This is a genomic window from Celeribacter naphthalenivorans, assembly GCF_020524585.1.
In the GTDB taxonomy this organism is placed as follows: Bacteria; Pseudomonadota; Alphaproteobacteria; order Rhodobacterales; family Rhodobacteraceae; genus Celeribacter; species Celeribacter naphthalenivorans.
The window spans coordinates 48585-72686 of the sequence record NZ_JAIVLK010000002.1 but is presented as its reverse complement, the minus strand read 5'-3'; the positions used below and the strand labels follow the sequence as shown (position 1 = coordinate 72686).

The window sequence follows — 24102 nt, the reverse complement described above, 5'->3', positions numbered from 1 at the left end:
ACAACACGGGGATAATGGACCGCGCATCCGCCGCCCCTGTCCGGTCCCGGACAAGGGCATAGTCAGTCAGGGTGTCTTAGGAGACGCCGAACTTCAGAAGCTTGATCGCTGCGAAGTCGGAGACATCGCCGCCCACGCGCTTGGTCGCATAGAAGAGAACATGCGGTTTCGCGGAGAACGGATCGCGCAGGATGCGCACGTCCGGGCGTTCAGCGACGGTGTAGCCGGAGGCAAAGTCACCGAATGCGATGGCCGCCGCGTCAGACGCGATGTCCGGCATGTCTTCGGCGATCAGAACCGGGTAGCCCATCAGACGGGCCGGCTCGCCAGCGGCCAGACCATCGGACCAGAGGAAACGGCCATCCGCATCCTTGAGCTTGCGCACCTGACCTGCGGTTTTCGAGTTCATCACGAAGGTGCCGTTGGCGCGGTACTGCGCGCCCAGCGCGTAGACCAGTTCAACGATGGCATCCGCCGGATTGGTGCCGTCAAACGCACCGTCGGTGCCGGTCGCAATGTAACCCAGAGACCCCCAAGCCCAGCTGTCGTTGGCCACTTGGGTGTGGTTCAGAATGCCGGTCGGCTTGTCGACGCCGTCGCCATTTATAAAGGCGGAGGCTTCGGCAGAGACGAACTTGTCGGCAATGCGGCCCGCCAGCCAGCCCTCGATGTCGAACGCGCTGTCGTCCAGCAGACGCTGCGAGGCTTTCGGCAGGGCGGAAAGCTCGTAGAGCGGGATCGAAATGCGGTCGATGGTCGGGGTCGCGGTCTCGGACAGGGTGCCGGTCTCGGTCGCCCAGCCGGAGCCCAGATCGGTGGTATCGATCAGCACGTCGTAAGAGGTCGCTTCGACATTGACGACATTGGCGATCGAGCGGATCGAAGCGGTGGATTTCAGCACCGATTTGATCACGTCGGAGGTCTGCGGATCGACCAGATACCCACCATCGCCATTCACGGCGGTGGACATGGATTTGCCTTCCAGCGCAAGACCGCGCAGCGCATCGTCATCGCCATTGCGCACATAGGTGGTGAACGCCGATTTATGGGACATATCCACCTCTTGCGTGGCGGACAGGGCCGGACGGCCATATGTGTGAGATTTACGATCAAGCATAGTCAGTCGCTCTTCCTGCTTTTGAAGTTTCGATTTGATTTCGGTCTGAAAGTCGTTGAGATCACTCATAAAACCGGCCAGCGCGGTCTTCACCTCACGGGTCAGATTTGGGGCCATATTCGTGGCCAATCCCGACTGTCGGGCCACTCTTTCAGGGTTGCTCATCCAAACATTCCTTTGTCCTGATGTTGGGTTTCGCGGGTGAATGCGCTGGCCTCAGTCATCTCCAAAGCCACCTCCGGCCAGCAGCTTGCGAGCGCCATTCAAAGCGTCCGCGAGATCGCGCAGCATCGCCTCGGCCATGAGCGCATCCGCGCCCTTCGCCTCCGCAGTCAGCCGCGCTTCCGGCAGCATCGGGAACGTGACCAAAGACACCTCCCAAAGCTCCAGCTCAGACAAAAGGCGCGTGCCTTTCGTATCCTTTTGGGCCTTCACCGTGCGGTAGCCGATCGACAGCCCGTCAATCGCCCCCGCTTCGATGAGCGCCACCGCCTCGCGACCCTTTTGCAGGTCGGTCAGCAAACGTCCTTTGACATAGAGACCGCGCGCGTCCTCGCGCACCTCGTCCCAGATCCCGATGGGCTGCGCCGGATCGTGCTGCCACAGCATCTTGACCGAGCGCCCCTTGGCCTTCAGCGCCGCCAGGGATTTGGCATAAGCGCCCTTCATCACCATGTCGCCACCGGTGTCGCGATGCCCGAAGAGCGAGGCGTAACCCTCAATCTTCACACCGTTTTCCGTCGTCTCCTTGACGGTCACATCCTCGCCCAGACGGGCAAATTTGTGCTCAAGACCACGCTCCAGATCACTGTAGAACTCTTTCTGCATCTCAGTTCCCTTCCTCGGCATCCACATCCTCTTCAGAGGTCTCTTCCTCGAAGGGCAATTCCGGTTCGTCCTCAAAACCCTCTTCCTCAGACGGGTCCTCAAACACCACCTCCTCCGCCTCAGGCGGGGTGAGCGGCGGCAGGCCAAGCATCATCCGCTTCTCGTCATCTGTGAGGAAATCCGCGCCCGCGATCCGGTTCCATTGCGCATCGCGCTCGGCGGCCAGCGCCGGCACCTGATCGAGATCGGGTTTCAGCTCCAGCATCTCGCCGGTCATTTCAGACAGCCAATGCCCAATCGCCGCCGTCACCTTCGACACCATCGGCAGCACCGTCAGACGGTAAAACGCCCGGTTCGCTTCCTGGTAATTCGAGTAGGTCATGTCGCCCGGAATGCCCAAAAGCATCGGCGGAACACCAAAGGCCAAGGCAATCTCACGCCCCGCCGCCTCTTTCGTTTTCTGGAACTCCATGTCGGAGGGGCTGAAGCCCATCGGCTTCCAATCCAGACCACCCTCCAAAAGCATCGGCCGACCCGCATTGCGCGCGCCCTGATGATGGCTCTCCATCTCGGACAACAGCCGATCGTACTGATCCGCGCTCATCGAGGCATTGCCATCCGCGCCCTTGTAAACAATCGCCCCCGAAGGCCGCGCCGCGTTGTCCAGCAAGGATTTCGACCAGCGCGACGCCGCATTATGCACGTCAATCGCCGTCGCCGCCGCTTGGATCGGGGACAGGCCGTAATGATCGTCAGAGGGGTGAAACGCCTTGATGTGGCAGATCGGCGAATGACCTTCGATCACGTCAAACCGGTGTTTGCGCCCGCTCACCGCATATTCATAAGCCACCGGCCAGCCATCCGCGCCGGGCACCAGATTCATGCGATCCGAGCGCAGCACATGCAACTCTTGCGGCGCCTGCCCCCAATCGCCCACGGCCTCGAGGTAGCCGTTGCCGGACAGCAGGAACTGCGCATAAAGCGCCTCGAACAATTCCGCACGGCCCTGTGCCGGGTTCGGACGCGAAATCACTTTCAAAAGCGGATGATCGTCAAACCGCACCTCGCGGTTTTGCAGAATGAGCGGCAGGGCAGACGCCGCCTCCGCAATGAGCTTAACCGCACGAAAGCCCACCGGGTTGCCGACAAATCCCACACGGGTCAGCGTGACCGTGTCGCGCGGGCTCCAGGCCACACGGCCCGTCCCCGAGACCGCCGCCACGACCGGACCGGTCGCCGAGGCTTTCGTTTCGGGCATCTCGACATTGCCCCGCTTCAGAAAGTCAAACACCATATCCGTGTCTCTCCTCATCTTCCGGTCAGCCTCTCGGGCCGCCTTCTCTCAAACCGCATCTCAAATCCCGGGCCTCCGGGCGGGGGACCGGCGTCATCTTGCCCGCGTCCAGCCCGCACCCGCCCGGCGCCGCACCTTCGGCTGGCTTCTCAAAGAGACATCTGCGCCGTCGGTGAAAGCAGTTCTAAGGGAGAGGAAGTAAGAAGTTCTGAGCAGGCCGCACGCTGGTCCACACCGCACGCAACACCCCTCAAGCCTTTGTTTTCATGAAAACTATATGAGGATTGGAGATTCCCCTTGTCGCCAAGACCGCAATCGCGTTCACTCGTCTCAACGATTTCAGAGAAAGAATTTAACAGCGATGCACCTGCGAAAGTTCTGGCCTGGCACATGGATCATCAGCGCCGCGGAATATGACCTGCCCATTTCCAACATTGCGCCACAGATTCTTCCCTTGTCAGCAGAGGGCGCGGACCACATCAACCGCACCTATTTTGCCAAAGGCGTGCCCAAATGGGTCTTGCGCATGGATTTTCACTGCATCGCATTCGTCACCGCCACCCCAAATGAACGCCTCTGCATCAAAGCCCCTCAAGACGGACGTATAATCGCACAATTTGTCTCGGGTGCTGTCGTAATCCTTCTCTGGATTCTCATCTCAGATCTGCTTTTCTCTTCTGCAAGCACACCATCCTGGTCTGAGCTTTGGTTCCCTCTGCTCTTCGCCGGCTTCATATATATTTTCACATGGGCCGCCTTCGCGGTAGCCGGTGAACTGACGCTCCGCTACGCAAAACTCGTCTTGCGCACTCTTCAATAAAAAACCCCGCCCAAAGGCGAGGTCTGATCTTATCCTTCTGAGTTTACCCCAACGTCCTGATCCGCGGACGTCCGGGATTGGGCAGGATCATCAACTCATGCACGGCCCACACAAGCGCATCCAATCGGTCCGGTGATCCAGAGGCCTGAAACCCCTGCGCCGTCATCTTGATCATCTGATCCTCCAGATCGCCAAGCCCGCGCGTGTGCACCACACGTCCCTGATCGTAGAGCGCCGCCACCGGCTCCGCCCGCGCCGCCTTGCCGCGTGTCGCGCGCACGGATTTATAGGGCACCAGCGGGTCGATCTGCCGGATCACGGTCTCCACCAAATCGCCGCCTTGGTTGACCTCCGCCACGATCTTATCCGCCTCCCAAGTCTTAAGCGCGTTGATCGCCGCCTCGGCCCAGACCGTCGGCGACGAGGCCGACACCGACGCATCCTCCAACACATAGGCGCACCAGTCCTTCGGATCGCCCTTGTTCACCACGCCAACGACAACAATCCCGCATTCGTCCGAACCCTTATGCCCCGTCACCGGCGGGTCCACCGCCACGACGATGCGGTCCAGCTCCGGCACCTCTTGCACCCGCGACGCCTCGATCCGCGCCAGCGACCACAAAGCGCCTTCTTCCTCATCCAGCAAAACGCCATCCAACTCCTGCCGCCCCAGCCGCGTGCCCGCATAGCGCGTCTTCACCTCTTCAAGGAAGGACGCCGCCAGATTGGCCGCGTTCGCCTCAGTCGGCGCGTGCGTTGTCACGGTGGAACTGCGCTCCAGAAGCGATTTCAAAATCGCCACATTGCGCGGCGTGGTCGTCACCACCGCGCGCGGATCATCCCCGAGCCGCAGCCCGAATTGCAACATGTCCCACGCTTCCTGCGGCTTGCGCCATTTCGCCAGCTCATCGACCCAGGCCGCATCGAATTGCGGGCCGCGCAGAGCCTCCGGGTCATTGCTGGAAAACACCGTCGCTTCCGCCCCATTGGGCCAGATCAGCGTTCGTCGCGTCGCCACCCACGTTGGGCGTCTGTCGGGCGGCGAACAGGCCAGAATGCCACTGTCGCCAAAGACCATCACCTCGCGGGCCTGATCATAGGTCTCTCCGATCAAGGCCACACGTTTCGCGCGGCCTCTTTGCGTCGCCCGGCTGCCCTCGACCATCGACCGCACCCATTCGGAGCCTGCCCGCGTCTTGCCCGCGCCGCGCCCGCCCATGATCACCCATGTGCGCCAATCGCCCTCCGGCGGCAATTGATGATCCAGCGCCCAAGCCTCGAACAGGTAAGGGAGCGCCACAAGCGCCCCCTCCCCCAAAGTGTCCAGAAACTCACGCTGTGTCTCTGGTGGCTCTGAGGCGAGCCAGCCGATCAAGGATCTCAGATTTGGCGGCGTCAAAGTCGATCTCTCCGCCGCCGAGCTCTCCGCTTTTGCGTTTGTGCTCATCGAGACGTTTCCTTTCGTCGAATGAGGTGTTCAGCGCCTTGTTGAGATCCGCCATGTGCTTGGCGATGTCCTTCGCCGCCTCCGGATCTCCGGCCCGCACCCCGATAATGGCCTCGTTGACGGCCCCGATCGCCCGGAGCACGCTTTGGTCCGCAATCTTCACCAGATTGTCCAACCCGTGTTCATCCCCCACAGATGAAGTCACTTTCATTGTCTTCGCCTCTCATGCTTGAGTGATCTCCGCACGAGAAACGCGAGGTTTTCGGTGCCCCTCAGCACTTTGATGCGACGTCTTTGGACCCCCTCAGGTCCCTTCCGCCTCATCCCCCACGCTTTCCAGCCAGACCGCCCTGCGACAAAACCCCAAAAATTGGTTAAAGCCTGCGCGCGGGCAGCGGGTTTCAGAGTGCGTTAACCTTTTGCCTCGGGGCGACGACAGCGTTCCCACTTGAAATCACGGCCAAATTTGCGCATCACCGAAAGAAACCGGGAGAAAGCCATGGCCAGCGCCTTTCACGCCAAGCTCTACGCGCTCTACGAGGGCAACTCCGACCGCGCGCATGTCTTTCGCTACGCGCTTTTGGCCTTCGACATGGTGACCATCCTTTTCGTCATCGTCACCTCCTTCTTCCCGCACCCGCTCTGGGTCGAGATCACCGATCTGGTCTTCGGCTTTCTGATCCTTCTCGACTTCTCCGCGCGGGTCTACGTCTCGGACCGCAAACTCCATTACCTGACCCGCCCCGCGACCATCGCCGATGTCATCGCCATGGTCTCCTTTCTGGCGCCGCTCGCGGGCGAAGGCCTCGGCTTCCTGCGCATCCTGCGCACCCTGCGCCTCTTGCACACCTATCAGCTGATGAACCGGCTTCGGCAGGACTTCAAACTCTTCCGCAAACACGAAGAGGTCATCGTCGCCGCGATCAACCTTCTGGTCTTTATCTTCGTGACAACCGGGCTGATCTACGCTTTGGAGCACGGCCATAACCCGCATATCCGCAACTACGCGGATGCGCTCTATTTCACCGTGACGACGCTGACCACCACCGGTTTCGGCGACATCACCCTGCCCGGCACCACGGGGCGCCTGGTCTCCATCGCGGTGATGTTCTTTGGTGTCACTCTGTTCCTGCGCCTCGCCCAAGTGCTCTTTCGCCCCACCAAAGTACGGTACGAATGCGAAAGCTGCGGGCTCATGTTACATGACGCGGATGCGACCCACTGCAAACATTGCGGCGCCGTGGTGCATATCCAAACCGAAGGCCTGCTTTAGCGCCTCCGGCGGGAGTATTTTTCCCACAAAGGAAACCTATTCGACGGCCGTGCCGAACAGAGTCACCATGGCCGCGATTGCCGTCACTGCGGCGAAGAAAGCGACATGGGCCGTCGATTTCCCCGCACGGCGCGCCAGCACCACAGCGATCGCCCCCTGCACCGTGTAATAGGCCGCAAAGGCCTTGGACGCCCAGGAAATGATCTGGAATACGTCGAGGCCCCACGTGATCAAAAGCCCCAAAGCCACCAATCCGGCATAGCCGATTTTCACGGGCACCCTGCCCTTGGTCAGCTCTTCAACCAACCCACCCGCGCCTGAGGTGTCGGCAACAGCCGCCGAGAACTGTGCCGCGAGTGCTGCGATCACCAGCATCATCGGCAGCACCGGCGCAACGATCCGCATCATGTCGATAATCGCCGTCTCCGAGGTTTCGATCTGATCCGGGCGAAACACATAGGCCATGAGCAGCACGTAGATCATGTAGATCGCCGTCGAGACCCATTGCGCAATCCGCATCGAGCGGATGCGGGTCTTGGCGTCGTACTCCTCGCCCAGATAGCGCGAGGTTTCGAACCCTTGCACCGTGACCACGAGTCCGAACAACAGGCTCAGCGCTGGCCAGCCCGTCAGGCTCGCGGGCGTCACGATCAACGTCTCAGTGCTGGCTTTCCCCGCGAAAAACCACGCCAAACCGACCAAAAGCCCGGCAATGATCGCCAGTTTCAACCCGACGGACACCTGCTCCAACCGCTCCAACGCCGAAAACCCTTTGGTCCAGCCGGTGATCAGGATCACACCAAACACCGCACTGGTCACAAGACGCGCCGCAACCTCCGTGTCCCATGGCGTCAGACTGACAGCAAAGGCGCCCAAAAGGTTGAGATAATAAGCGACCGAAATCACATAGGCGAAGGACAGCACCCAAGAGGCCAGATGTTCGAGCCGACCGCTCAGCGCATCATGTCCGCGCTCGTCCAGTGCCGCGATATTGAACCGCACCGCAGCGCCGATCGCATAGGCCAAGAGACACAAAAGCGCCATCGCCAGCGGTGTCCACGCCCCGTAAGCCTGTGCCAAAATAGGCCCCAAAACCAGAAACCCCGACCCGATGATCGAGGCCAATGGCGTCACCGTCGCTTTCCAAAGCGGCGCCTGCGCCAAACGTGGCCAGCTCAACAGCCCCGCCATCAAAAGCGTCATCGCGATAATGGCAATCGTATCCATCGTCTCATCCTAAAAACGAAAAAGGGCGCAGCCTCGCCGCGCCCTTTCCTATCATATCAATGTCTTACTGGCTTGCGCGTTCCGCTTCGATCTCGCGCCATTTGGCAACATTGGCGTTATGTTCCACCAAGGTCTCGGCAAAGGCATGCCCCCCCGTACCATCGGCCACAAAAAAGAGATACGGCGTCTCATCCGGGTTCACCGCCGCTTGCATCGCCTCAAGCCCGGGGTTGGCAATCGGTCCCGGCGGCATGCCCTCGATCACATAGGTGTTGTAGGGGCTGTTCGATTGCAGCTCAGACTGACGCAGCCCACGCCCCAAGACACCGACGCCATTGGTCACGCCGTAAATCACCGTCGGGTCCGTCTGAAGCCGCATACCACGACGCAAACGGTTCTCGAACACAGAAGCCACCTGACGGCGCTCTTCCGCCAGCCCGGTTTCCTTCTCGATGATCGAGGCCATGATCAGCATCTCTTCCGGCGTCTCAAGCGGCAGGCCCTCGACCCGCGTCGCCCAGACCGTGTCGATCCGCTGCTGCTGTGCCGCTTCCATGCGGGCGATCAGGTCGTCCACATCGGAGCCTTCGCGCACATCATAGCTGTCCGGCGCCAACATGCCCTCTGCAGGCATCTCGTCCGCTTCAACCGATCCTGTCATGAAATCTGCCGCTTTGAGGCTTTCGACGACGCGCCACACGGTCGTGCCCTCGGCCACCAACACGCGGTAGCGAGTGTCCGTTTCCGCGCGCACCTTGGTGTATTCCGCCGGCACTTCCTGAACCTCGTCACTCTCCGCGATGGGTTCGAATTCAGCCGTCTCGACATAGCTGCCGGTCTGCGGGTCCAGCTCGCGCACCTGAATCTCAGCACGGTTCACACCGATGCGGTAGACCACCTCGGTGCCACAAGTCGAGGCCCCGCCACGGGTGATCTGATCGATGATCTCCACCATGGAGGCGCCTTCCTCAACGAGGAAAGACCCAGCCTTAAGATCTTGAGACTTCTCACTATATTCCGCACCGATGCGGAAAATATGCGGGCTGGAAATCGCGCCTTGATCGGCCAGATTTTCCGACACGCGACGCATGGTAGACCCCGACGGCACGCGCAGACAGATCGCCTGATCGAGCGGGCCTTGTGCAACAAATTCGCGCTTGCCCCAAGCCACCGCCCCCGCCAATGCGACGAGGGCGACGATGAAGAGGGTCAGCGCGTTGGAGGCGATGGATCGCCACATATCAGCCGTCCACCTTTTTCAGAACCAGAGAGGCGTTGGTGCCGCCAAAGCCGAAGGAGTTCGACAGCGCCACATTGATCTCGCGCTCGCGTTTGGCGTTGGGCGCCAGATCGAGTTTGGGCTCCACGGCCGGGTTGTCGAGGTTGATCGTTGGCGGCGCCACTTGATCGCGGATCGCCAGCACGCAGAAGATCGCCTCAACCGCACCCGCGGCCCCTAAAAGGTGGCCGATGGAGGATTTCGTCGACGACATCGTGGCCTTCGACGCCGCATCGCCCAACAGGCGCTCAACGGCGGCCAGTTCGATCGTGTCGGCCATGGTCGAGGTGCCATGCGCGTTGATATAGTCGATGTCGGACGGCTCAATCCCGGCGCGCGCCAAAGCGGCCTGCATCGCGCGGAAACCGCCATCGCCATCCTCAGACGGCGCGGTGATGTGATAGGCGTCACCCGACAGGCCGTAGCCCACGACCTCGGCATAAATCTTCGCGCCTCGCGCTTTGGCGTGTTCGTATTCTTCGAGCACCACAACACCAGCGCCCTCGCCCATGACAAACCCATCACGGTCGTCATCATAGGGGCGCGAGGCGTGGCTCGGATCGTCTTTGCGCTTTGTGGACAAGGCTTTACAGGCGTTAAAGCCCGCAATGCCCAGCTCGCAAATCGCCGCTTCCGCACCGCCCGCAACCATCACGTCGGCATCGCCATAACCGATAAGACGCGAGGCGTCGCCAATCGCATGCGCGCCGGTGGAACAGGCCGTCACAACCGCGTGGTTCGGACCTTTAAAGCCGTAGCGGATCGACACCTGACCAGAAATCAGGTTGATCAGCGACCCCGGAATAAAGAACGGAGAAATCCGGCGCGGGCCTTTTTCTTTCAAAAGGACAGCCGCATCCGCAATCGAAGACAGGCCACCGATGCCGGAGCCAATCAGCACACCCGTGCGCAGGCGATCTTCCTCGCCCTCGGGTTTCCAATCCGCGTCCGTCAGCGCCTGTTCCGCAGCCGCGACACCGAAGAGGATGAAATCATCCACCTTCTTGCGCTCTTTGTTCGACATCCAGTCCTCGGGATTGAACGTCCCGTCGGTCCCGTCGCCGAATTTCACCTCACAGGCGTAATCGGTCGCAAGATGGCTCGCGTCGAACCGCTGGATCGTCCCAGCCGCCGATTGGCCGTCCAGAAGACGCGCCCATGTTTCCTCCACACCGCAAGCCAGCGGCGAAACCATTCCAAGTCCAGTGACAACTACTCGGCGCATCCGTGCCCCCTCATTTTTCGTCTGCGTTTTCTTACACGGCTCCGCCCGGCGATGGAAGTCCGAGACGAGCTTTGCCACCAATTCGGCGGATGGTAACCAGATATTGAGGCTTGGCGGCGTATCAAGGGGGACCTGCAACCGATTGAAATACCAATGCCACCGCGTCACCTCCCCCTGTTCGGCATCCTGCGCCTCTGCCTCGCCGCACTTGTCGGTGTTCTCTGCGTGACCTTTCCGACCTTGGCGCGGGCCGATCCGTCCTGCGGGCTCGAAGATTGGCTCACCTCGCTCAATGACAGCGCCAATTCCTATGTCGCCGCCCTTGGCAGTGCCTCCGAACACGAGGCCGCCCGACAATTTCGCACCGAAATGGAGCGTTACGACCGTGACCGACTTTTGAAACAAATCCGCGAGGCCGATTTGGGCCAAAATGAAAGAGCGCTGATGGACTATATCTCATCGCGCCGCCATCTCCTTGATTTGCATAACGGAAATTGGCCGGAAATGGCCGAACGCTATGGTTCGGATCCGCGTTTTGGCACCCAGGCCAGCAATCTCGAACGCTACCTCACCGCCGTGCCCTGCGACCCCAATGCCCCCGACCACCTCAACGCTGCGGAAGAAGACGAACAAAGCTTCATGGCGCGTCTGGCCGGAGGCGTCGAAGAAATGATTTCCCTGCTCACCCCGGAGGAGGAGGCAGAACACACGCCCGAACCCGTCGATCCAACGAAATTCGACGAATTCCGCCCTCATCCCACCCCGGCTCAGGATAAACCCACCGTCGCGCTCAGCCCCTCGGGCAACGTCGCCTTCGTCTTGGGGATTTTCACCTTTATCACTGCCATCACCTCTTGGGTCTGGATGCGCTACGGCATCGTGCAACGCCGTGCCATTCGCTACCCCTGCAGTTTGCCCGTGATCATTTTCGACGGAATCGTGCCGGTGATCGGCGAGTATCTCGACATCAGCCAGATCGGCGCAAAAATAGAAACCAATCTCAACCTACCCCTGCGCCAAAAAGTCAAACTCACCTGCGGCCCGGTCGAGCGCAAAGCCAGAGTGATCTGGCGCAACAATCACTTCGTCGGCGTGAAATTCGACCGCAGCCTGTCCGAGTTGGAAATGCGTTCGCTCCTGGGCCCCTATGCGGCGCAAATTGCCGCCGAACGCGAAGAAGCACGTCAAATGGGCCTCGACATCCCGCTTTCATCCTATGCCCCCGACGGCATCAAACCCGCCTCGCACCAAGACCCTGAATCCTCCGACGAAGAGGCATTGGAGCCGAAAAATTCGGATCGAGAACACAGTGAAACGGCCAAACAAGAACCGCCCGAAGCCGCCGCCTGACAGGCAAATAACGGCCAAAAGAAAACGGCGCCGCCCAAAGGACCGCGCCGTTTCAAATTCTGTCTCTGATCGGCGCCGCTTGGGCACCTAACCCCGAAAGGCTCGGATCAGGAAGCTTCGGTGATGAACTTCACCGCGTCGCCGAAGGTCTGGATGGTCTCGGCTGCGTCGTCCGGGATCTCGATGCCGAACTCTTCTTCGAATGCCATGACCAGCTCAACGGTGTCGAGGCTGTCTGCGCCCAGATCGTCGATGAAGGACGCGGTTTCCGTCACTTTGTCTTCTTCAACGTCGAGGTGCTCGACAACGATCTTTTTCACGCGATCTGCGATGTCGCTCATGTTCTTTCCTCACAGTTTGGGGCCCGTTGCCCGCTTTCAGCTTTGGCCGCTCGGACCACTCTTTCTACATGCATGCGCCACGAGTTGGTTTCAACCCTGAACGCCCACATGCCCACCGGCGTGAAATCGCCCGTGCTCAATCTGCGCTGCTCATAGCACAATCCTCTCCGGTGGCAAATGTTTTGTGACGCCACGTCCAGAAAGGTCTTATGCCCTTAGAGCATAGCCATCCCGCCATTCACATGCAGCGTCGTGCCGGTGGTATAGCCCGCCTCTTGCGAGGCCAGATACAACACCGCCGCCGCGATCTCTTCCGGCGTGCCCATGCGCGCACTCGGGATCTGGGCGTTGATCTTGTCTTTCTGATCGTCGGTCAGCTTGTCGGTCATCGCCGTCGCAATGAACCCCGGCGCCACGCAGTTCACCGTGATGCCGCGCGTCGCCACCTCATAGGCCAGCGATTTCGACATGCCGACCATGCCCGCTTTCGAGGCGGCATAGTTGCCCTGCCCCGGATTGCCGGTCGCACCGACGATCGAGGAAATATTAACGATCCGGCCCCAACGCGCCTTCATCATGCCGCGCAGCACGCCTTTGCAGAGCCGCATCGTCGAGGTCAGGTTCACGTTCAACACGCTCTCCCACTCGTCATCCGACATCCGCATGAACAGGTTGTCGCGCGTGATGCCCGCGTTGTTCACCAGAATATCAACCGAGCCCATCACCTCAGCCGCCTGCTTCGGCAGCGCCTCGACGGATTCCTTGTCGGACAGGTTGCACGGCAGCACATGCGCACGCTCGCCAAGCTCAGCGGCCAGCGCCTCCAAAGGCTCCACTCGCGTGCCGGACAGCGCCACGGTTGCGCCCGCGTCATAAAGCGCCTTGGCAATCGCACCACCAATGCCACCGGACGCGCCGGTGATCAGCGCATTTTTCCCAGTCAGATCAAACATTTCCAATTCCTCCGAAGCTTGTCGCTTCTTTTGTCCATAAATATCCCGGGGTGAACCGCGCAACAAAGCGCGGTGAGGGGCAGCGCCCCTTACCCTTTCAGCTTCGCGATGTCTTCCGGCGTGCCCACGGCACTGCAAGCGATGGATTTCTCAATCCGCCGCACCATACCCGAAAGCGCCTTGCCCGCGCCGATTTCCCACATCTCGGTGACACCCTCGGCCGCCATATAGGCCACAGATTCGCGCCAGCGCACGGACCCCGTCACCTGCTCGACCAAAAGCGCCCGGATCAGTGCCGGGTCGGTCACGGCAGAGGCCCGCACATTGGCCACCAAGGGCACGGCAGGCACGTTAATCTCCACATCATCCAAAGCCTCGGCCATCACATCCGCCGCAGGCCCCATCAGCGCGCAGTGGAACGGTGCGGAGACCGGCAAAAGCACCGCACGTTTCGCGCCTTTTTCCTTGGCGATCTCAACGGCACGCTCCACGGCGTCTTTATGACCAGAGACCACAACCTGTCCCGGATCGTTGTCATTCGCCGCCTGACACACCTCACCTTGGGCCGCCTCTTCCGCCACGTCTTTCACGGTCGCGAAATCCAACCCCAGAAGAGCCGCCATGGCGCCCACGCCCACAGGCACAGCCTTTTGCATGGCTTCGCCGCGCGTGCGCAACAACCGTGCTGTATCAGCGACGGAGATCGCGCCAGCTGCGGCGAGCGCAGAATATTCACCCAAGGAGTGCCCGGCCACGAAAGCCGCGTCGGTCACCGCAAAGCCTTCGGCCTCCAACGCCCGCATGGCCGCCAAGGAGGTCGCCATCAATGCAGGCTGTGCGTTTTGCGTCAGCGTCAGCGTCTCGATCTCACCCTCCCAGATCAGCGAGGAAAGGCTTTCGCCCAAAGCCTCATCGACCTCGTCGAATACGGCTTTCGCCGCAGGATATGCCTCGGCCAAAGCCTTGCCCATACCGATGGTTTGGGCGCCCTGCCCCGGGAAAACGAATGCGCGCGTCATGCTCGCCCCTCCAGCTGTCTCAATGTTGCAGACGGGTCTAACGGTCTCGCGCGCAGGCGGCAAGCCCGACAAAGCGCAACAAGCATCGATCGGGAGATCAGCGCAGCGCGCGAGGAAGCGCTTTGATGGCCGCCTTGCGCGACAAAGAGCGGCGACGCCCCTCGATGGCCTTGGCTGCCATCACAGGCACCTCAGACACCGAAGCCTCGTCCCGCAAATCCGAGTTCAGATCATACCAAAGTTCGCGCAGCACCTCTTCCCGGCCCTCAAACAACGTCTCGACCTCGCCCTGCGTGCCAAACCGCACATCCAGATGTGTCGTCCGCCCCGGTACAGGGCCTCGGCGCACGAACACCGATCCGATCTCGTCAAAGCCGATCACCGTATGCAACCGCGTCTCGTCACGCCGATTCAGCCAAACGACCCGAAGCTGATTGCGTTGCAGATCAACCTGAACCTCCCGACGGAGGCCCCGCTCCGCCATATAACCAAGTGTCAGCCCCATGACCCCAAGGAACACCGTCAGCCCCAGCTTGATGCCCAAAAGCCCAAACGCAAAACTCGCCCCGGGCCAAAGCCAGAGAGCCGCCATCACCAGAAAGGCCAGAAATGACAAAACACGCAAGCCAAGCTCCGCGCGCGGCCGCATCGCGCAAAGCCCGTCCTGCTGCGAGAGGCTGTAACCCCAGGCTGTCTCACGCCGAAAAATCGTACCTTTGTCCTGCAATTTCGGAGCGTGCGCGTCCGTGTCATGGTGCAGTTTCGAAGACAGCTTCATTGCCTTCATCCTTATATTCTTCTCATCCATAGGTTGTAATGTTGGTTAATGTGGGCAGGAATGTGACCGGCTTACGGTGATTTTTTGCGGCGCATCAAAGCTCCGTTCCCGCCCCCTCGGGAAAGCCAGAGTTTATCCTTGAACCAAAGCCCGAAATGCGTATAAGGACGCATCCTTTCGCAAGACACGTATGAACCGCGCAGTCTCTCGTGGTCGGGCCGCGGAAGGTCAAATGCCCGTCCTATGAAATGCGCTTGAACATGATTGGAGCACCCATGCCGCTTTACGAGCATGTCTTCATTGCGCGTCAGGACCTTTCCAACGCGCAGGCCGAAGGTCTCATCGAACATTTTGGCACCGTCCTCGCCGACAACGGCGGGAAACTCGTCGAGCACGAGTACTGGGGCGTCAAAACGATGGCCTACAAGATCAACAAGAACCGCAAGGGCCACTACGCCTACCTGCGCACCGACGCCCCGTCGGAAGCCGTGCAGGAAATGGAACGCCTGATGCGTCTGCATGACGACGTGATGCGCGTCCTGACCATCAAGGTCGACGCTCACGAGGAAGGCCCTTCCGTACAAATGCAGAAACGTGACGACCGCGAAGAGCGTCGTCCGCGTCGCCAGTAATCTTGTTTGGAAAGGACCTAACCTATGGCCGCTAAACCGTTTTTCCGCCGCCGCAAAGTCTGCCCGTTCTCTGGCGACAATGCTCCCGCGATCGATTACAAAGACACCCGTCTTCTGCAGCGCTACATCTCTGAGCGCGGCAAAATCGTTCCGTCCCGCATCACCGCAGTCTCTGCGAAGAAACAGCGTGAGCTGGCCCGTGCCATCAAACGCGCTCGCTTCCTCGCCCTGCTGCCCTACGCTGTGAAGTAAGGAGTAGATCCCATGGAAGTTATCCTTCTCGAACGCGTGGCCAAACTCGGCCAAATGGGCGACGTCGTGTCCGTCAAAGACGGCTACGCCCGCAACTTCCTGCTGCCGCAGGAAAAAGCAATGCGCGCCTCTGAAGCGAACATCAAAGCTTTCGAAGCTCAGAAAGCTCAACTCGAGGCCCGTAACCTCGAGACCAAGAAAGAGGCCGAAGCTCTGGCCGCGAAACTCGACGGTCAGAAATTCGTCGTGATTCGCTCCGCCTCCGACGCTGGCGCTCTCTACGGTTCCGTCACGCCCCGTGACGCCGCAGACGCCGCCACCGAGAATGGCTTCTCCGTCGACCGCAAACAGGTCGCTCTGAAAGCCCCGATCAAGGAGCTTGGCCTGCACGAGCTGCACGTCATCCTGCACCCGGAAGTTGAAGCCACGATCATCCTGAACGTCGCTCGCTCCGTCGAAGAAGCCGAACTTCAGGCCGAAGGCAAATCCATTCAGGAACTCGCCGCCGAAGCCGAAGCCCAGGCCGAATTCGAGATCGCAGAACTGTTCGACGACATCGGCTCCGCCGCGTCCGACGACGACGATTTGGCCGAAGTTGCCGAGACCGAAGAAGAGTAATCTTCTTTCCGTCGCAAAATTCAAAAAGCCCCGCTCAGCGGGGCTTTTTTTTGGCTTCACCTACATCTGATGATGATCGCAGGTGACATTCGGATTAAAAGGCATCGCCTCGCCCATCGGATTTTCACGAAACAGCCAAATGTGCTGATCATAATGCGGCATGAAGCCATGCGCCTCATCCGCCGATGTCTCCGGGTTGTCGGCCATATGGTCCCACAGACGCCCGTTCATCATCGGCGCCTCCTCATGACCGGCCGCTTTCCATGCTGCCTCAAACACCAGATTTTCAATCCCTACCAGTTCCATCGTACCATCCGCTTGGGGCTCATAGAGCAAAATCGCCGGTTTCATAAAATCCGTATGCGTCCCCATCCCGTCGACGCGGCCGCCCGGCGGGGCCAGCTCAAGCATCGCCGGATGAAGGTAATGCACCCCCATTCCGCCCCACTCTGCCGGCAGACCTTCCGTCGCTGCATGAACACATTGCCCTGATGGATCGGGGATATAGCCCTCAGCGAGCGCGACATCGACGTCCTTATATTTTTCCACCGCACGGCGCAGCGTGTCGAGGTCGTAGGTCTCTGCCGCGGCCATCCCCGCGACACCGCATAGAGCGACGAAACCGGCGGCAAGTTTTGTGCATATTGTCATGACTTTTCTCCTCCCAAAGACGGCGAGAGGCCGAGGCCCCCGCCCTTCCCCATGCTGCGCGGCTCAGCGAGTCGCCACAAGTTGGCCGTTTCAGCAGGTGCTCAGCGGGGTTTTGCCGAGTGGACTCACAACAACTTGGCAGAGACCTGTGAACATGATCAATAAACGCAGTTGAATTTTCAAAGAGCTCCTCATGACCGCAGTCGCCCGCCGGACCTTCCTTCTGTCTGCCCTCGCCCTTGCCGCCTGTGGCAACAAAACCGAAGTTTCCCGCAACCGCCCCTTCGATCCGCCGCTCTACCCCAATGAGACGCCGGAACTGCGGACGCTGATCAACAAATGGGCCGACCATTACGAGATTCCGCGCGAACTGATCCACCGTCAGGCGGTGCGCGAAAGCACCCACCGCCCCTGGGCGCGCAATGGACCCTATTGGGGCCTCCTGCAAATCCTGCCACAAACCGCCCGCACCATGGGCCACCGAGGTCCGGCCGAAGAGCTTTTGGACCCGAATGTGAACCTCGAATACGCGGGAAAATACCTGCGCGGCGCCTATATGGTCTCCGGCGGCGACATCGACAGCGCCATGGGCTGGTACGCACGCGGCTATTATTACGAGGCCAAGAAACAGGGGCTTTTGTATGAGACGGGGTTGCGCAGCTAACCCTTTCTTTTGTCCGGACATATCGGGTGCGCACAACAAGGGGGCAGAGCCCCCTTTTTCTTTGCCTGAACCACATAAAAAAGGCCGCCTCGTTTCCGAAGCGACCCTCTGTCCCTCGCTCTTTGGCGAGATGCCCTATCGGGCTTGTCTTATTCGTCGTCGAGGCTCTCGACGGCTTTTTCCAGCTCTTCTTTCGAGACTTCTTTCTCGGTCAGTTGAGCGTTTTCGGCGATGTAGTCGACCACTTTGTCTTCGAACAGCGGGGCCTGAATCTGCTGACGCATCTGCGGGTTTTGCTGAACGAATTCAAAGAACTGGCGCTCCTGGCCCGGGTACTGACGCGCTTGCATCATGACCGCTTGGGTGAACTCGGCGTCGGTCACTTGAATCTCTTGCTTCTGACCGATGTCGGCGAGCAGGAGGCCAAGGCGCACGCGGCGTTCGGCCAGTTTGGTGTGCTCTTCGGTGGTCTCGATTTCCGGGTGATCGTGACCGTGCACGTCCGGGTTTTCCTCGTGCCACAGCTGGTGCGCGATCTGGTTGGCTTCGGCTTCCACCAAGGACGGCGGCAGGTCGAAGGACACAACAGCGTCGAGCTGGTCAAGCAGGCCACGCTTCATCACAGCGCGGGCGGCACCGGCGTATTCGGCTTCGAGGCGCTCAGCGATCTGACCTTTCAGGGAGGCGAGATCTTCGGCACCGAATTTTTTCGCCAGTTCGTCGTCGATGGCGGAGTCAGCCGGGGCTTTGACCGCTTTGACTTTGCATTCGAACACGGCGTCTTTGCCGGCCAGGTTCTCTGCGCCGTATTGCTCAGGGAATTTCACTTCAACGTTCTTCTCGTCGCCCGCTTTCAGGCCCACAAGCTGCTCTTCGAAGCCCGGGATGAAGGAGCCGGAGCCCAGCACCAGCGGGTAGTCTTCTGCGGCGCCGCCGTCGAAAGCTTCGCCGTCAACTTTGCCGAGGAAGTCGATCACGACTTGGTCGCCATCGGCGGCTTCGCCGTCTTTGTCTTCAAAGTTCTGCGCGGTGGCCGCGAGGTTTTTCAGAGCGTCAGCGATCTCGTCTTCGCCCGCTTTGACAACGAGCTTTTCAAGCTTCACGCCCGACAGATCGGCTTCCGGGATCTGCGGCAGGGCTTCGTAGGACATGGTGACGACGACATCGTCGCCCTCTTTCCACTCTTCGCCGCCTTCCATGGTGACATTCGGCTGCATCGCCGGTTTGTCGCCAGAGGCTTCGAAGTGATCGTTCATCGCGCCATCGACAGCTTCCTGCATGGCTTCGCCAAGAACACGCTGGCCGAATTGTTTTTTCAGGAGCGCCATCGGCACTTTGCCTTTGCGGAAACCCTTCATCTCGACTTCGGGCTGGGCTTCCTTGAGCTTCTCGTTGACTTTGGTGTCAAGCTCAGCGGCGGTGATGGTGATCTGATAGCCGCGCTTCAGACCTTCGTTCAGGGTCTCGGTGACCTGCATCTTGGCGTCCTTTTTACGTTCTTACGTCTCTTCCGGCCGCTGGACCGCGACCTGATAAATCAGACGCTCTTCTAGGGGCAGAATCCCTATCGCGCAAGGCTATTCCGCCTGCATTTGCGCCTGTCGGCTCGCAATTCCCCCTGCGACGCCCCGTTCCGGGGAACGGGCTATGCAAAATGGACAGCCAAGACGTCACACCCGATAACCGAGGCACAGAAAACGCACATAATTGGGCAGGCAGTCGGTCTCCGAACGCAGGCCTTCGAAGCGCGAAGGTTAAGTTCCGCTTCTTTAAATGTCAGTGTGCAACACTTACATCTTTGGTGGACGTCCCTCAGAGCATGGATTTAAAAAAGAAAACTGTCACAGTGAGCACACAGAGGTCCTCTCGGGCATCAGGGCGTCGGCCTTTTCGGTGGGCATCCCCAATCAGTGAGCTACTCCCCATCCCTTGGACAGAATTTGGCGTAAATTAAGCTACTCTCTGCTCCTGCTGATCGGGTTGGGTTTTGTCATTTCTCAGCCAATAGACCACGGCTGGAGGCCTACCGCCAAGGGCTGAGTGTGGGCGTTGGTTGTTGTAGAAGGTCATCCATTTCCGGATGCCTGCCTTCGCTTCTGATCCGGTCTCCCAGGCATGCAGGTAGACGCACTCGTATTTCAGGGTTCGCCACAGCCGCTCAATGAAGATATTGTCGAGGGTGAGCTTGCGAACGCCCTTGCCATCCATCGAGATGCGGACGCCGGTCCGGCGCAGCCGATCCGTCCAGGCAAAAGATGTGAACTGAGATCCTTGGTCAGTATTCATGATCTCCGGCGGACCAAACTTGTGGATGGCCTCGTTCAGTGCCTCAACGCAGAAGTCCGCCTCCAGCGTGTTCGAGATGCGCCAAGCCAGCACCTTACGGGTGTGCCAATCCATAATGGCGACCAGATACAGAAACCCTCGGCGCATGGGCAGATAGGTAATATCCGAGCACCAAACTTGGTTCGGACGCTCCACCCGCAGACCTCTCAGCAGATAGGGATACGTCTTGTGCCCCTTCGCCGCCTTGCTGGTGTTGGGCTTTTGGTAGATCGGCATCAGCCCCATCAGGCGCATCAGCCGTCGTATCCGTTTCTCGTTCACCAAATGGCCGTCGTTGCGCAGGTGCCACGTCATCTGGCGGACACCGAAGAACGGCGTTTCCAGAAACTGCTCATTGATCCGCCTCATCAGGCCAAGGCTCTGCTCGGTCTCGCCTTTGGGCGTGTAGTAGAACGACGACCGCGAGAGCGACAGCAGCTTGCACTGCTTGCCGATGGACAGGTCAGGATTGGCGGGTTCAACCATCTTCCGCCTCACTTGCCGGTCCACGGTTTGAGCTTTCGTGACAACAAATCGTTGGCCACAGCCAGCTCCCCGATCTTGGCGTGCAGCTCTTTAACTTGCTCCTCGTCAATCTCGGGGACTTTCTTGCTACCACGTTCGAACACGCCGGATGCGCCTTCAAGCAACGCCCACTTCCAGATGTGGATCATCGTCAGGTGAATCCCGAACAGGTTCGCCAGCTCAGCCACCGTCCGTTCCCCCTTCAGCGCTTCAAGCGCCACCTTCGCCTTAAACTCAGGCGAATGCTGCTTCCGTTTCGACATCATTCGACCATTGTCCTCGGACCAATGGCGGACAAGGTCTCATTCTCCTTCTCGTCGAAGATCAGCAGACAACAAAGCGTAGCTTACGTCAGTGTCCGATTTTCTGGGGGTAGCTCAAAAACGAAATGCCTGGCTGGCTGGATCTGCCAACTAAAAAAGAACTCACAGATCGCGACTTGGATCAGATTGGTTTGCAAGAAGGGGATACTTTGCCATATCCGTCATATGCAATGGGCCTTAAAGACCAACTCAGGCTTTACAATGCCGCCCGAAATAGACGGGGCAAGGTGGAGGGGCAATAGCTTCTAGTCGTCCCGGAGAAACAAATTAAATGGAAGTCACTCAGCCGAGGCGAAAAGTTCCTTGCTGTCATCACAATTTCTGAACTGATTTTCACAGTCTTTTACTGGATCTCAGTTTTGCGGCATTGTAACCAATTGTCACTCTGAGCAGTTCCTGTTCCTCTGCGATATTTTTAAATTCATCAAATTAAAAATATCGCAACAGAACACCTCATGCTTCAGCTTTCAGAAACCCAACGTGTATTTCAAGTATTTCAAAACAATAACGACAAACCACACCACGAAAGCGCACAAAAGGAATAGGATCATCAACTCGCCCAAAAACATGCGAGACGCAGATAGGTAAAAAATCAGACTAACAACCACGCTAGAAGTTAAAATTGTAAAATAGTCCCTCCCATTCAGCGAAATTTTATCTCTTTTTTCCCGCTCAGCACGGTCCAGATTTTCAGCCTTAAGCAAATCCTCATCCGTTAGGGGAGTGTAAATATCGACAATATCATCAGGAATTTTTCGATAAGGTGTAGCAACCGCCCCATCACTCAACACTTGCCTAAATGCTTCAAGCAAGCGCTCCCGTTCTTTTTCATCAAGAATGTTGAAAAGAAATGATGGCCGTTCAACAGACTTAAAACGAAGTTCAACGCCAGTCGCATTTCTAGCCTTCGCTTTTTCAACTGCATTACGAACAGCAAGCCCAACGGCCAAGCCTGTACCACGCGCACTGCCATGTTGTGCCCCCTCATAGCCATATTGAGCAGTTTCGGGATCACACTCTGCAACACCACGGAGCGCTGAAAGAGGTTCAGCATGATCGAACCAATCTCCACCGACCTTTTGAAAAAGAATCATCCGTTGCTTCTTCATGTTGATGGAAATGCCAGCACCTTCATGAAAGAAAACCAGATCATCGTTTTGGAAATCGTCGATAAAAATTTCATCGTTCAACACGGAAACTTCCTTTCAGCAAACAACAAATATCCCCCCCCGGCTGTCCATCAACAAATAACTCAGGACAAATAAGTATTTCCCGTATGGGGCTCTGACACATCCCCTGATGAGCCTATGCGCTTCAATTTGGTGGTGCAAGCGTCGCTTGTTGACTGGCTTCCATTTGATCTCACTGCGTTTTTTCAGGAGATGCTCTGCGTACCCTTGTTAGACATCTACCAGCATCAGTTTCAGGATGCTGACCAACCGATAATGAAGAGACAAATAATGTTCTTCATTGCTGTGTTTCTCCGAGAACTCACCATTGGTCTGGGGTCTTGGGGGCAGGAACGCCCCTAAGTCGATGGGAAGGTTCCAAGGAAGGGAGCTATGACATGCTCCTGTCTTTGGCCTCCATGGAATGGTCTATGGGGTGTTGGGGAGAGATGACTTCTCCCTGACGAGCGATCAAACAGCGATATGTTTGCTGGCTGGCTCTGGGCTCAATGTCCTGATCCAGCCACAGCCGAGGGGATGCAACGGGGGCGCGCAGCGGGTCCCCTTGCCAAGAGGTGTGGCACTACCACACACATCTTGCGGTATCTCTTAATACCGGAAACGGCCCGAAGGGGCGCAGCGGAAGCGGGTCAGTTTGCCCCACATCTCGCCAAGATACTTAATGGACCAGTTATTGCAAAGCTGCTCCTGTCGAGGATGTCAGGTGACACCTTTGGCCGCAAAAGTTTTCGATTTAGCGTGCTGTTTACCCAACTCCTTAAAAAGAACTCCATAATTATCCGGAGCTTTTTGTCCCATTGTATAAGTTTGTCCCATTGTATAATACTGGGAAACCTTCTTTTGGGGACGAAATTTTCCTGCCATTCAAAATATGTGCGATCCCACTACGCTCATTTGAGAAAAAGCCGGTAAGCCGAATTTCAGAGTGGGACTCCCTAAATTCATAGAAACAGAAACCGCCTCGCCCTTCTGGCTCTCCTAAACCATACTCGATAAGCATCTTATTTTCATAGTGTGCGATTTGATGTTGTTCGTGGTGTGCAATCTCAATGACTTCTAACTCTTGATCAAATGTATATCCTGAAATTTCAAAGGCACGCTGCCCCTCAGCCGTATCCACGATAGAGATTTGGTATAGCCCGTAGGTATGGATTTGATCATTTTGCAGGCTGGTATTGATCCAAACTCCAATTTTATCGACTAAATTATTATGTGCGTTGAGTAAATTTTCTTTACCTTTCGAAAAACTAGTAAAAATGGGTTCACCCCACGTTTTTCGTTTCCACAATATATCGAACAGCTCCTCATAAAAACGCACGAGTTCGACACTGGAAGAGCGATACACATATGCGACCTCTTCATTAGAACGTGTGTCATGCTTTGACGAAAGCCAGCCCCAAAACACTTCCTGAGCACCACTCGCATATTCTAACAGAATAAAATTGGGGCAAGTGTTCTTATTACGGAAGACATGAATGGTGTGTTCTTTATGATTTTTACATCAATGCCTTGGCCGAGATTTACAAAACGTTTGTCAAAAACCTCTTCTGGAGTCACAACATCAAACCAGTCAACCTCGGCGTTACCGGACAACCATTTCTCGTAAAGCTTCCGAATGTCCATCGCCTCACGCCCATCAACACGAGCATTCGTTAAGTTTGGAAAATAGGTATTCTTAACTTGTTTCGCAGAGCCGATACGCGCCAAAAGCGCAGCGTTTACATCTTCACTTGTCTGAAATCGTGTAACTTTTAGAAGACCGTCGTTCTTATCTAGTGCTTCAAGAAGCTCTATGTGGTTGGAACGAAATGTCAGCAATAAACCAAACATCGTAAAACCTGCTGAAACAGTCACCCAGACGACATTATCAATGTTTGGCGCACCTTCAGCTTTAAAAGCCTCATATAAAGGCTTGAACACTAGAAAGACGGCTAAGGAGATTGCAGAATTTGCAACAGCAGAAATTTTCGT

General features: G+C 57.9%; 25 protein-coding genes. 7 read left to right on the top strand and 18 right to left on the bottom strand.

What is annotated here, in order from left to right; all coding sequences use genetic code 11:
* Positions 1–76: 76 nt before the first annotated feature.
* Genes LC094_RS03960 through LC094_RS03950 form a run of 3 tightly spaced genes read right to left on the bottom strand, consistent with a single transcriptional unit; the run spans position 77 to position 3239 of the window.
* Entirely contained in the window at positions 77–1282 is a 1206-nt protein-coding gene (locus LC094_RS03960) for a phage major capsid protein (protein WP_404814964.1), read from the bottom strand.
* A gap of 51 nt (positions 1283–1333) precedes the next feature.
* A complete protein-coding gene (locus tag LC094_RS03955) occupies positions 1334–1945 on the bottom strand; it encodes an HK97 family phage prohead protease (protein WP_226550436.1) in 612 nt (203 codons plus the stop codon).
* Position 1946: 1 nt separating this feature from the next.
* Entirely contained in the window at positions 1947–3239 is a 1293-nt protein-coding gene (locus LC094_RS03950; protein WP_226550435.1) for a phage portal protein, read from the bottom strand.
* Between the two features lie 361 nt (positions 3240–3600).
* On the opposite strand from LC094_RS03950, the gene LC094_RS03945 reads away from it, so the two are divergent.
* Positions 3601–4059: a hypothetical protein gene (locus tag LC094_RS03945; RefSeq protein WP_226550434.1), complete on the top strand. Its 459-nt coding sequence runs from the start codon at positions 3601–3603 to the stop codon at positions 4057–4059.
* Positions 4060–4102: 43 nt separating this feature from the next.
* Here LC094_RS03945 and LC094_RS03940 read toward each other — a convergent pair whose 3' ends face one another.
* Complete coding sequence (locus tag LC094_RS03940) at positions 4103–5506, bottom strand: DNA-packaging protein (RefSeq protein ID WP_404814963.1); 1404 nt, start codon at positions 5504–5506, stop codon at positions 4103–4105.
* On the bottom strand, positions 5391–5717 hold the full coding sequence (locus LC094_RS03935) for a hypothetical protein (protein ID WP_226550433.1): 327 nt from the start codon (positions 5715–5717) through the stop codon (positions 5391–5393). The genes LC094_RS03940 and LC094_RS03935 overlap by 116 nt, the downstream gene beginning before the upstream one ends.
* A 288-nt stretch (positions 5718–6005) precedes the next feature.
* Here LC094_RS03935 and LC094_RS03930 point away from each other — a divergent pair, with 288 nt between their 5' ends.
* Positions 6006–6779, top strand: coding sequence for a potassium channel family protein (locus LC094_RS03930; protein ID WP_226550432.1), 774 nt, complete (start codon positions 6006–6008; stop codon positions 6777–6779).
* Positions 6780–6815: 36 nt separating this feature from the next.
* Here LC094_RS03930 and LC094_RS03925 read toward each other — a convergent pair whose 3' ends face one another.
* From LC094_RS03925 to fabF, 3 genes are all read right to left on the bottom strand, one after another.
* Positions 6816–8006 (bottom strand): APC family permease, encoded by a 1191-nt coding sequence (locus LC094_RS03925; protein ID WP_226550430.1) that lies wholly within the window; start codon positions 8004–8006, stop codon positions 6816–6818.
* A 64-nt stretch (positions 8007–8070) separates the two neighbouring features.
* Positions 8071–9246 carry an endolytic transglycosylase MltG gene (gene mltG, locus LC094_RS03920; protein WP_226550429.1) on the bottom strand — a complete coding sequence of 392 codons (1176 nt, stop codon included), beginning with the start codon at positions 9244–9246 and terminating at the stop codon, positions 8071–8073.
* A 1-nt stretch (position 9247) separates the two neighbouring features.
* Entirely contained in the window at positions 9248–10510 is a 1263-nt protein-coding gene (fabF, locus tag LC094_RS03915) for a beta-ketoacyl-ACP synthase II (protein ID WP_226550428.1), read from the bottom strand.
* Positions 10511–10663: 153 nt separating this feature from the next.
* Between fabF and LC094_RS03910 the strand changes: the two genes are divergently transcribed.
* On the top strand, positions 10664–11860 hold the full coding sequence (locus tag LC094_RS03910) for a PilZ domain-containing protein (RefSeq protein ID WP_226550427.1): 1197 nt from the start codon (positions 10664–10666) through the stop codon (positions 11858–11860).
* A 107-nt stretch (positions 11861–11967) separates the two neighbouring features.
* Here LC094_RS03910 and LC094_RS03905 read toward each other — a convergent pair whose 3' ends face one another.
* The 4 genes from LC094_RS03905 to LC094_RS03890 form a co-directional block, all read right to left on the bottom strand.
* The gene (locus tag LC094_RS03905; RefSeq protein ID WP_009571390.1) at positions 11968–12201 is read right to left on the bottom strand and encodes an acyl carrier protein; all 234 of its coding nucleotides are present in this window, start codon (positions 12199–12201) and stop codon (positions 11968–11970) included.
* 215 nt (positions 12202–12416) lie between these two features.
* Positions 12417–13154 carry a 3-oxoacyl-[acyl-carrier-protein] reductase gene (gene fabG, locus LC094_RS03900; protein WP_226550426.1) on the bottom strand — a complete coding sequence of 246 codons (738 nt, stop codon included), beginning with the start codon at positions 13152–13154 and terminating at the stop codon, positions 12417–12419.
* Between the two features lie 89 nt (positions 13155–13243).
* Positions 13244–14173 carry an ACP S-malonyltransferase gene (gene fabD, locus LC094_RS03895; protein WP_226550425.1) on the bottom strand — a complete coding sequence of 310 codons (930 nt, stop codon included), beginning with the start codon at positions 14171–14173 and terminating at the stop codon, positions 13244–13246.
* A gap of 97 nt (positions 14174–14270) precedes the next feature.
* Entirely contained in the window at positions 14271–14951 is a 681-nt protein-coding gene (locus LC094_RS03890) for a hypothetical protein (protein ID WP_226550424.1), read from the bottom strand.
* Between the two features lie 275 nt (positions 14952–15226).
* Between LC094_RS03890 and rpsF the strand changes: the two genes are divergently transcribed.
* Genes rpsF through rplI form a run of 3 tightly spaced genes read left to right on the top strand, consistent with a single transcriptional unit; the run spans position 15227 to position 16453 of the window.
* Positions 15227–15583: a 30S ribosomal protein S6 gene (gene rpsF / locus LC094_RS03885; RefSeq protein ID WP_226550982.1), complete on the top strand. Its 357-nt coding sequence runs from the start codon at positions 15227–15229 to the stop codon at positions 15581–15583.
* 24 nt (positions 15584–15607) lie between these two features.
* Positions 15608–15835, top strand: coding sequence for a 30S ribosomal protein S18 (gene rpsR, locus LC094_RS03880; protein ID WP_005852865.1), 228 nt, complete (start codon positions 15608–15610; stop codon positions 15833–15835).
* A 12-nt stretch (positions 15836–15847) separates the two neighbouring features.
* Entirely contained in the window at positions 15848–16453 is a 606-nt protein-coding gene (gene rplI / locus LC094_RS03875; RefSeq protein ID WP_226550423.1) for a 50S ribosomal protein L9, read from the top strand.
* Positions 16454–16513: 60 nt separating this feature from the next.
* On the opposite strand, the gene LC094_RS03870 is transcribed toward rplI, so the two are convergent.
* The gene (locus LC094_RS03870) at positions 16514–17104 is read right to left on the bottom strand and encodes a hypothetical protein (RefSeq protein WP_226550422.1); all 591 of its coding nucleotides are present in this window, start codon (positions 17102–17104) and stop codon (positions 16514–16516) included.
* 193 nt (positions 17105–17297) lie between these two features.
* On the opposite strand from LC094_RS03870, the gene LC094_RS03865 reads away from it, so the two are divergent.
* Positions 17298–17768 (top strand): lytic transglycosylase domain-containing protein, encoded by a 471-nt coding sequence (locus LC094_RS03865; protein ID WP_226550421.1) that lies wholly within the window; start codon positions 17298–17300, stop codon positions 17766–17768.
* Positions 17769–17917: 149 nt separating this feature from the next.
* Here the strand turns inward: LC094_RS03865 and tig are convergent, their stop codons facing one another.
* The 5 genes from tig to LC094_RS03840 all read right to left on the bottom strand — a co-directional run bounded on the left by tig (position 17918) and on the right by LC094_RS03840 (position 24051).
* The gene (tig, locus tag LC094_RS03860) at positions 17918–19246 is read right to left on the bottom strand and encodes a trigger factor (RefSeq protein ID WP_226550420.1); all 1329 of its coding nucleotides are present in this window, start codon (positions 19244–19246) and stop codon (positions 17918–17920) included.
* A 472-nt stretch (positions 19247–19718) separates the two neighbouring features.
* Positions 19719–20884 (bottom strand): IS3 family transposase gene (locus LC094_RS03855; protein ID WP_404814962.1). Its coding sequence is split into 2 segments (ribosomal slippage): positions 19719–20614 and positions 20614–20884, totalling 1167 coding nucleotides; the frame shifts between segments, so codons are not numbered across the junction.
* Positions 20885–21408: 524 nt separating this feature from the next.
* Positions 21409–22134, bottom strand: coding sequence for a hypothetical protein (locus LC094_RS03850; RefSeq protein ID WP_226550419.1), 726 nt, complete (start codon positions 22132–22134; stop codon positions 21409–21411).
* A gap of 772 nt (positions 22135–22906) precedes the next feature.
* Positions 22907–23476: a hypothetical protein gene (locus LC094_RS03845; RefSeq protein WP_226550418.1), complete on the bottom strand. Its 570-nt coding sequence runs from the start codon at positions 23474–23476 to the stop codon at positions 22907–22909.
* Between the two features lie 83 nt (positions 23477–23559).
* Entirely contained in the window at positions 23560–24051 is a 492-nt protein-coding gene (locus tag LC094_RS03840) for a hypothetical protein (RefSeq protein ID WP_226550417.1), read from the bottom strand.
* Positions 24052–24102 lie beyond the last annotated feature (51 nt).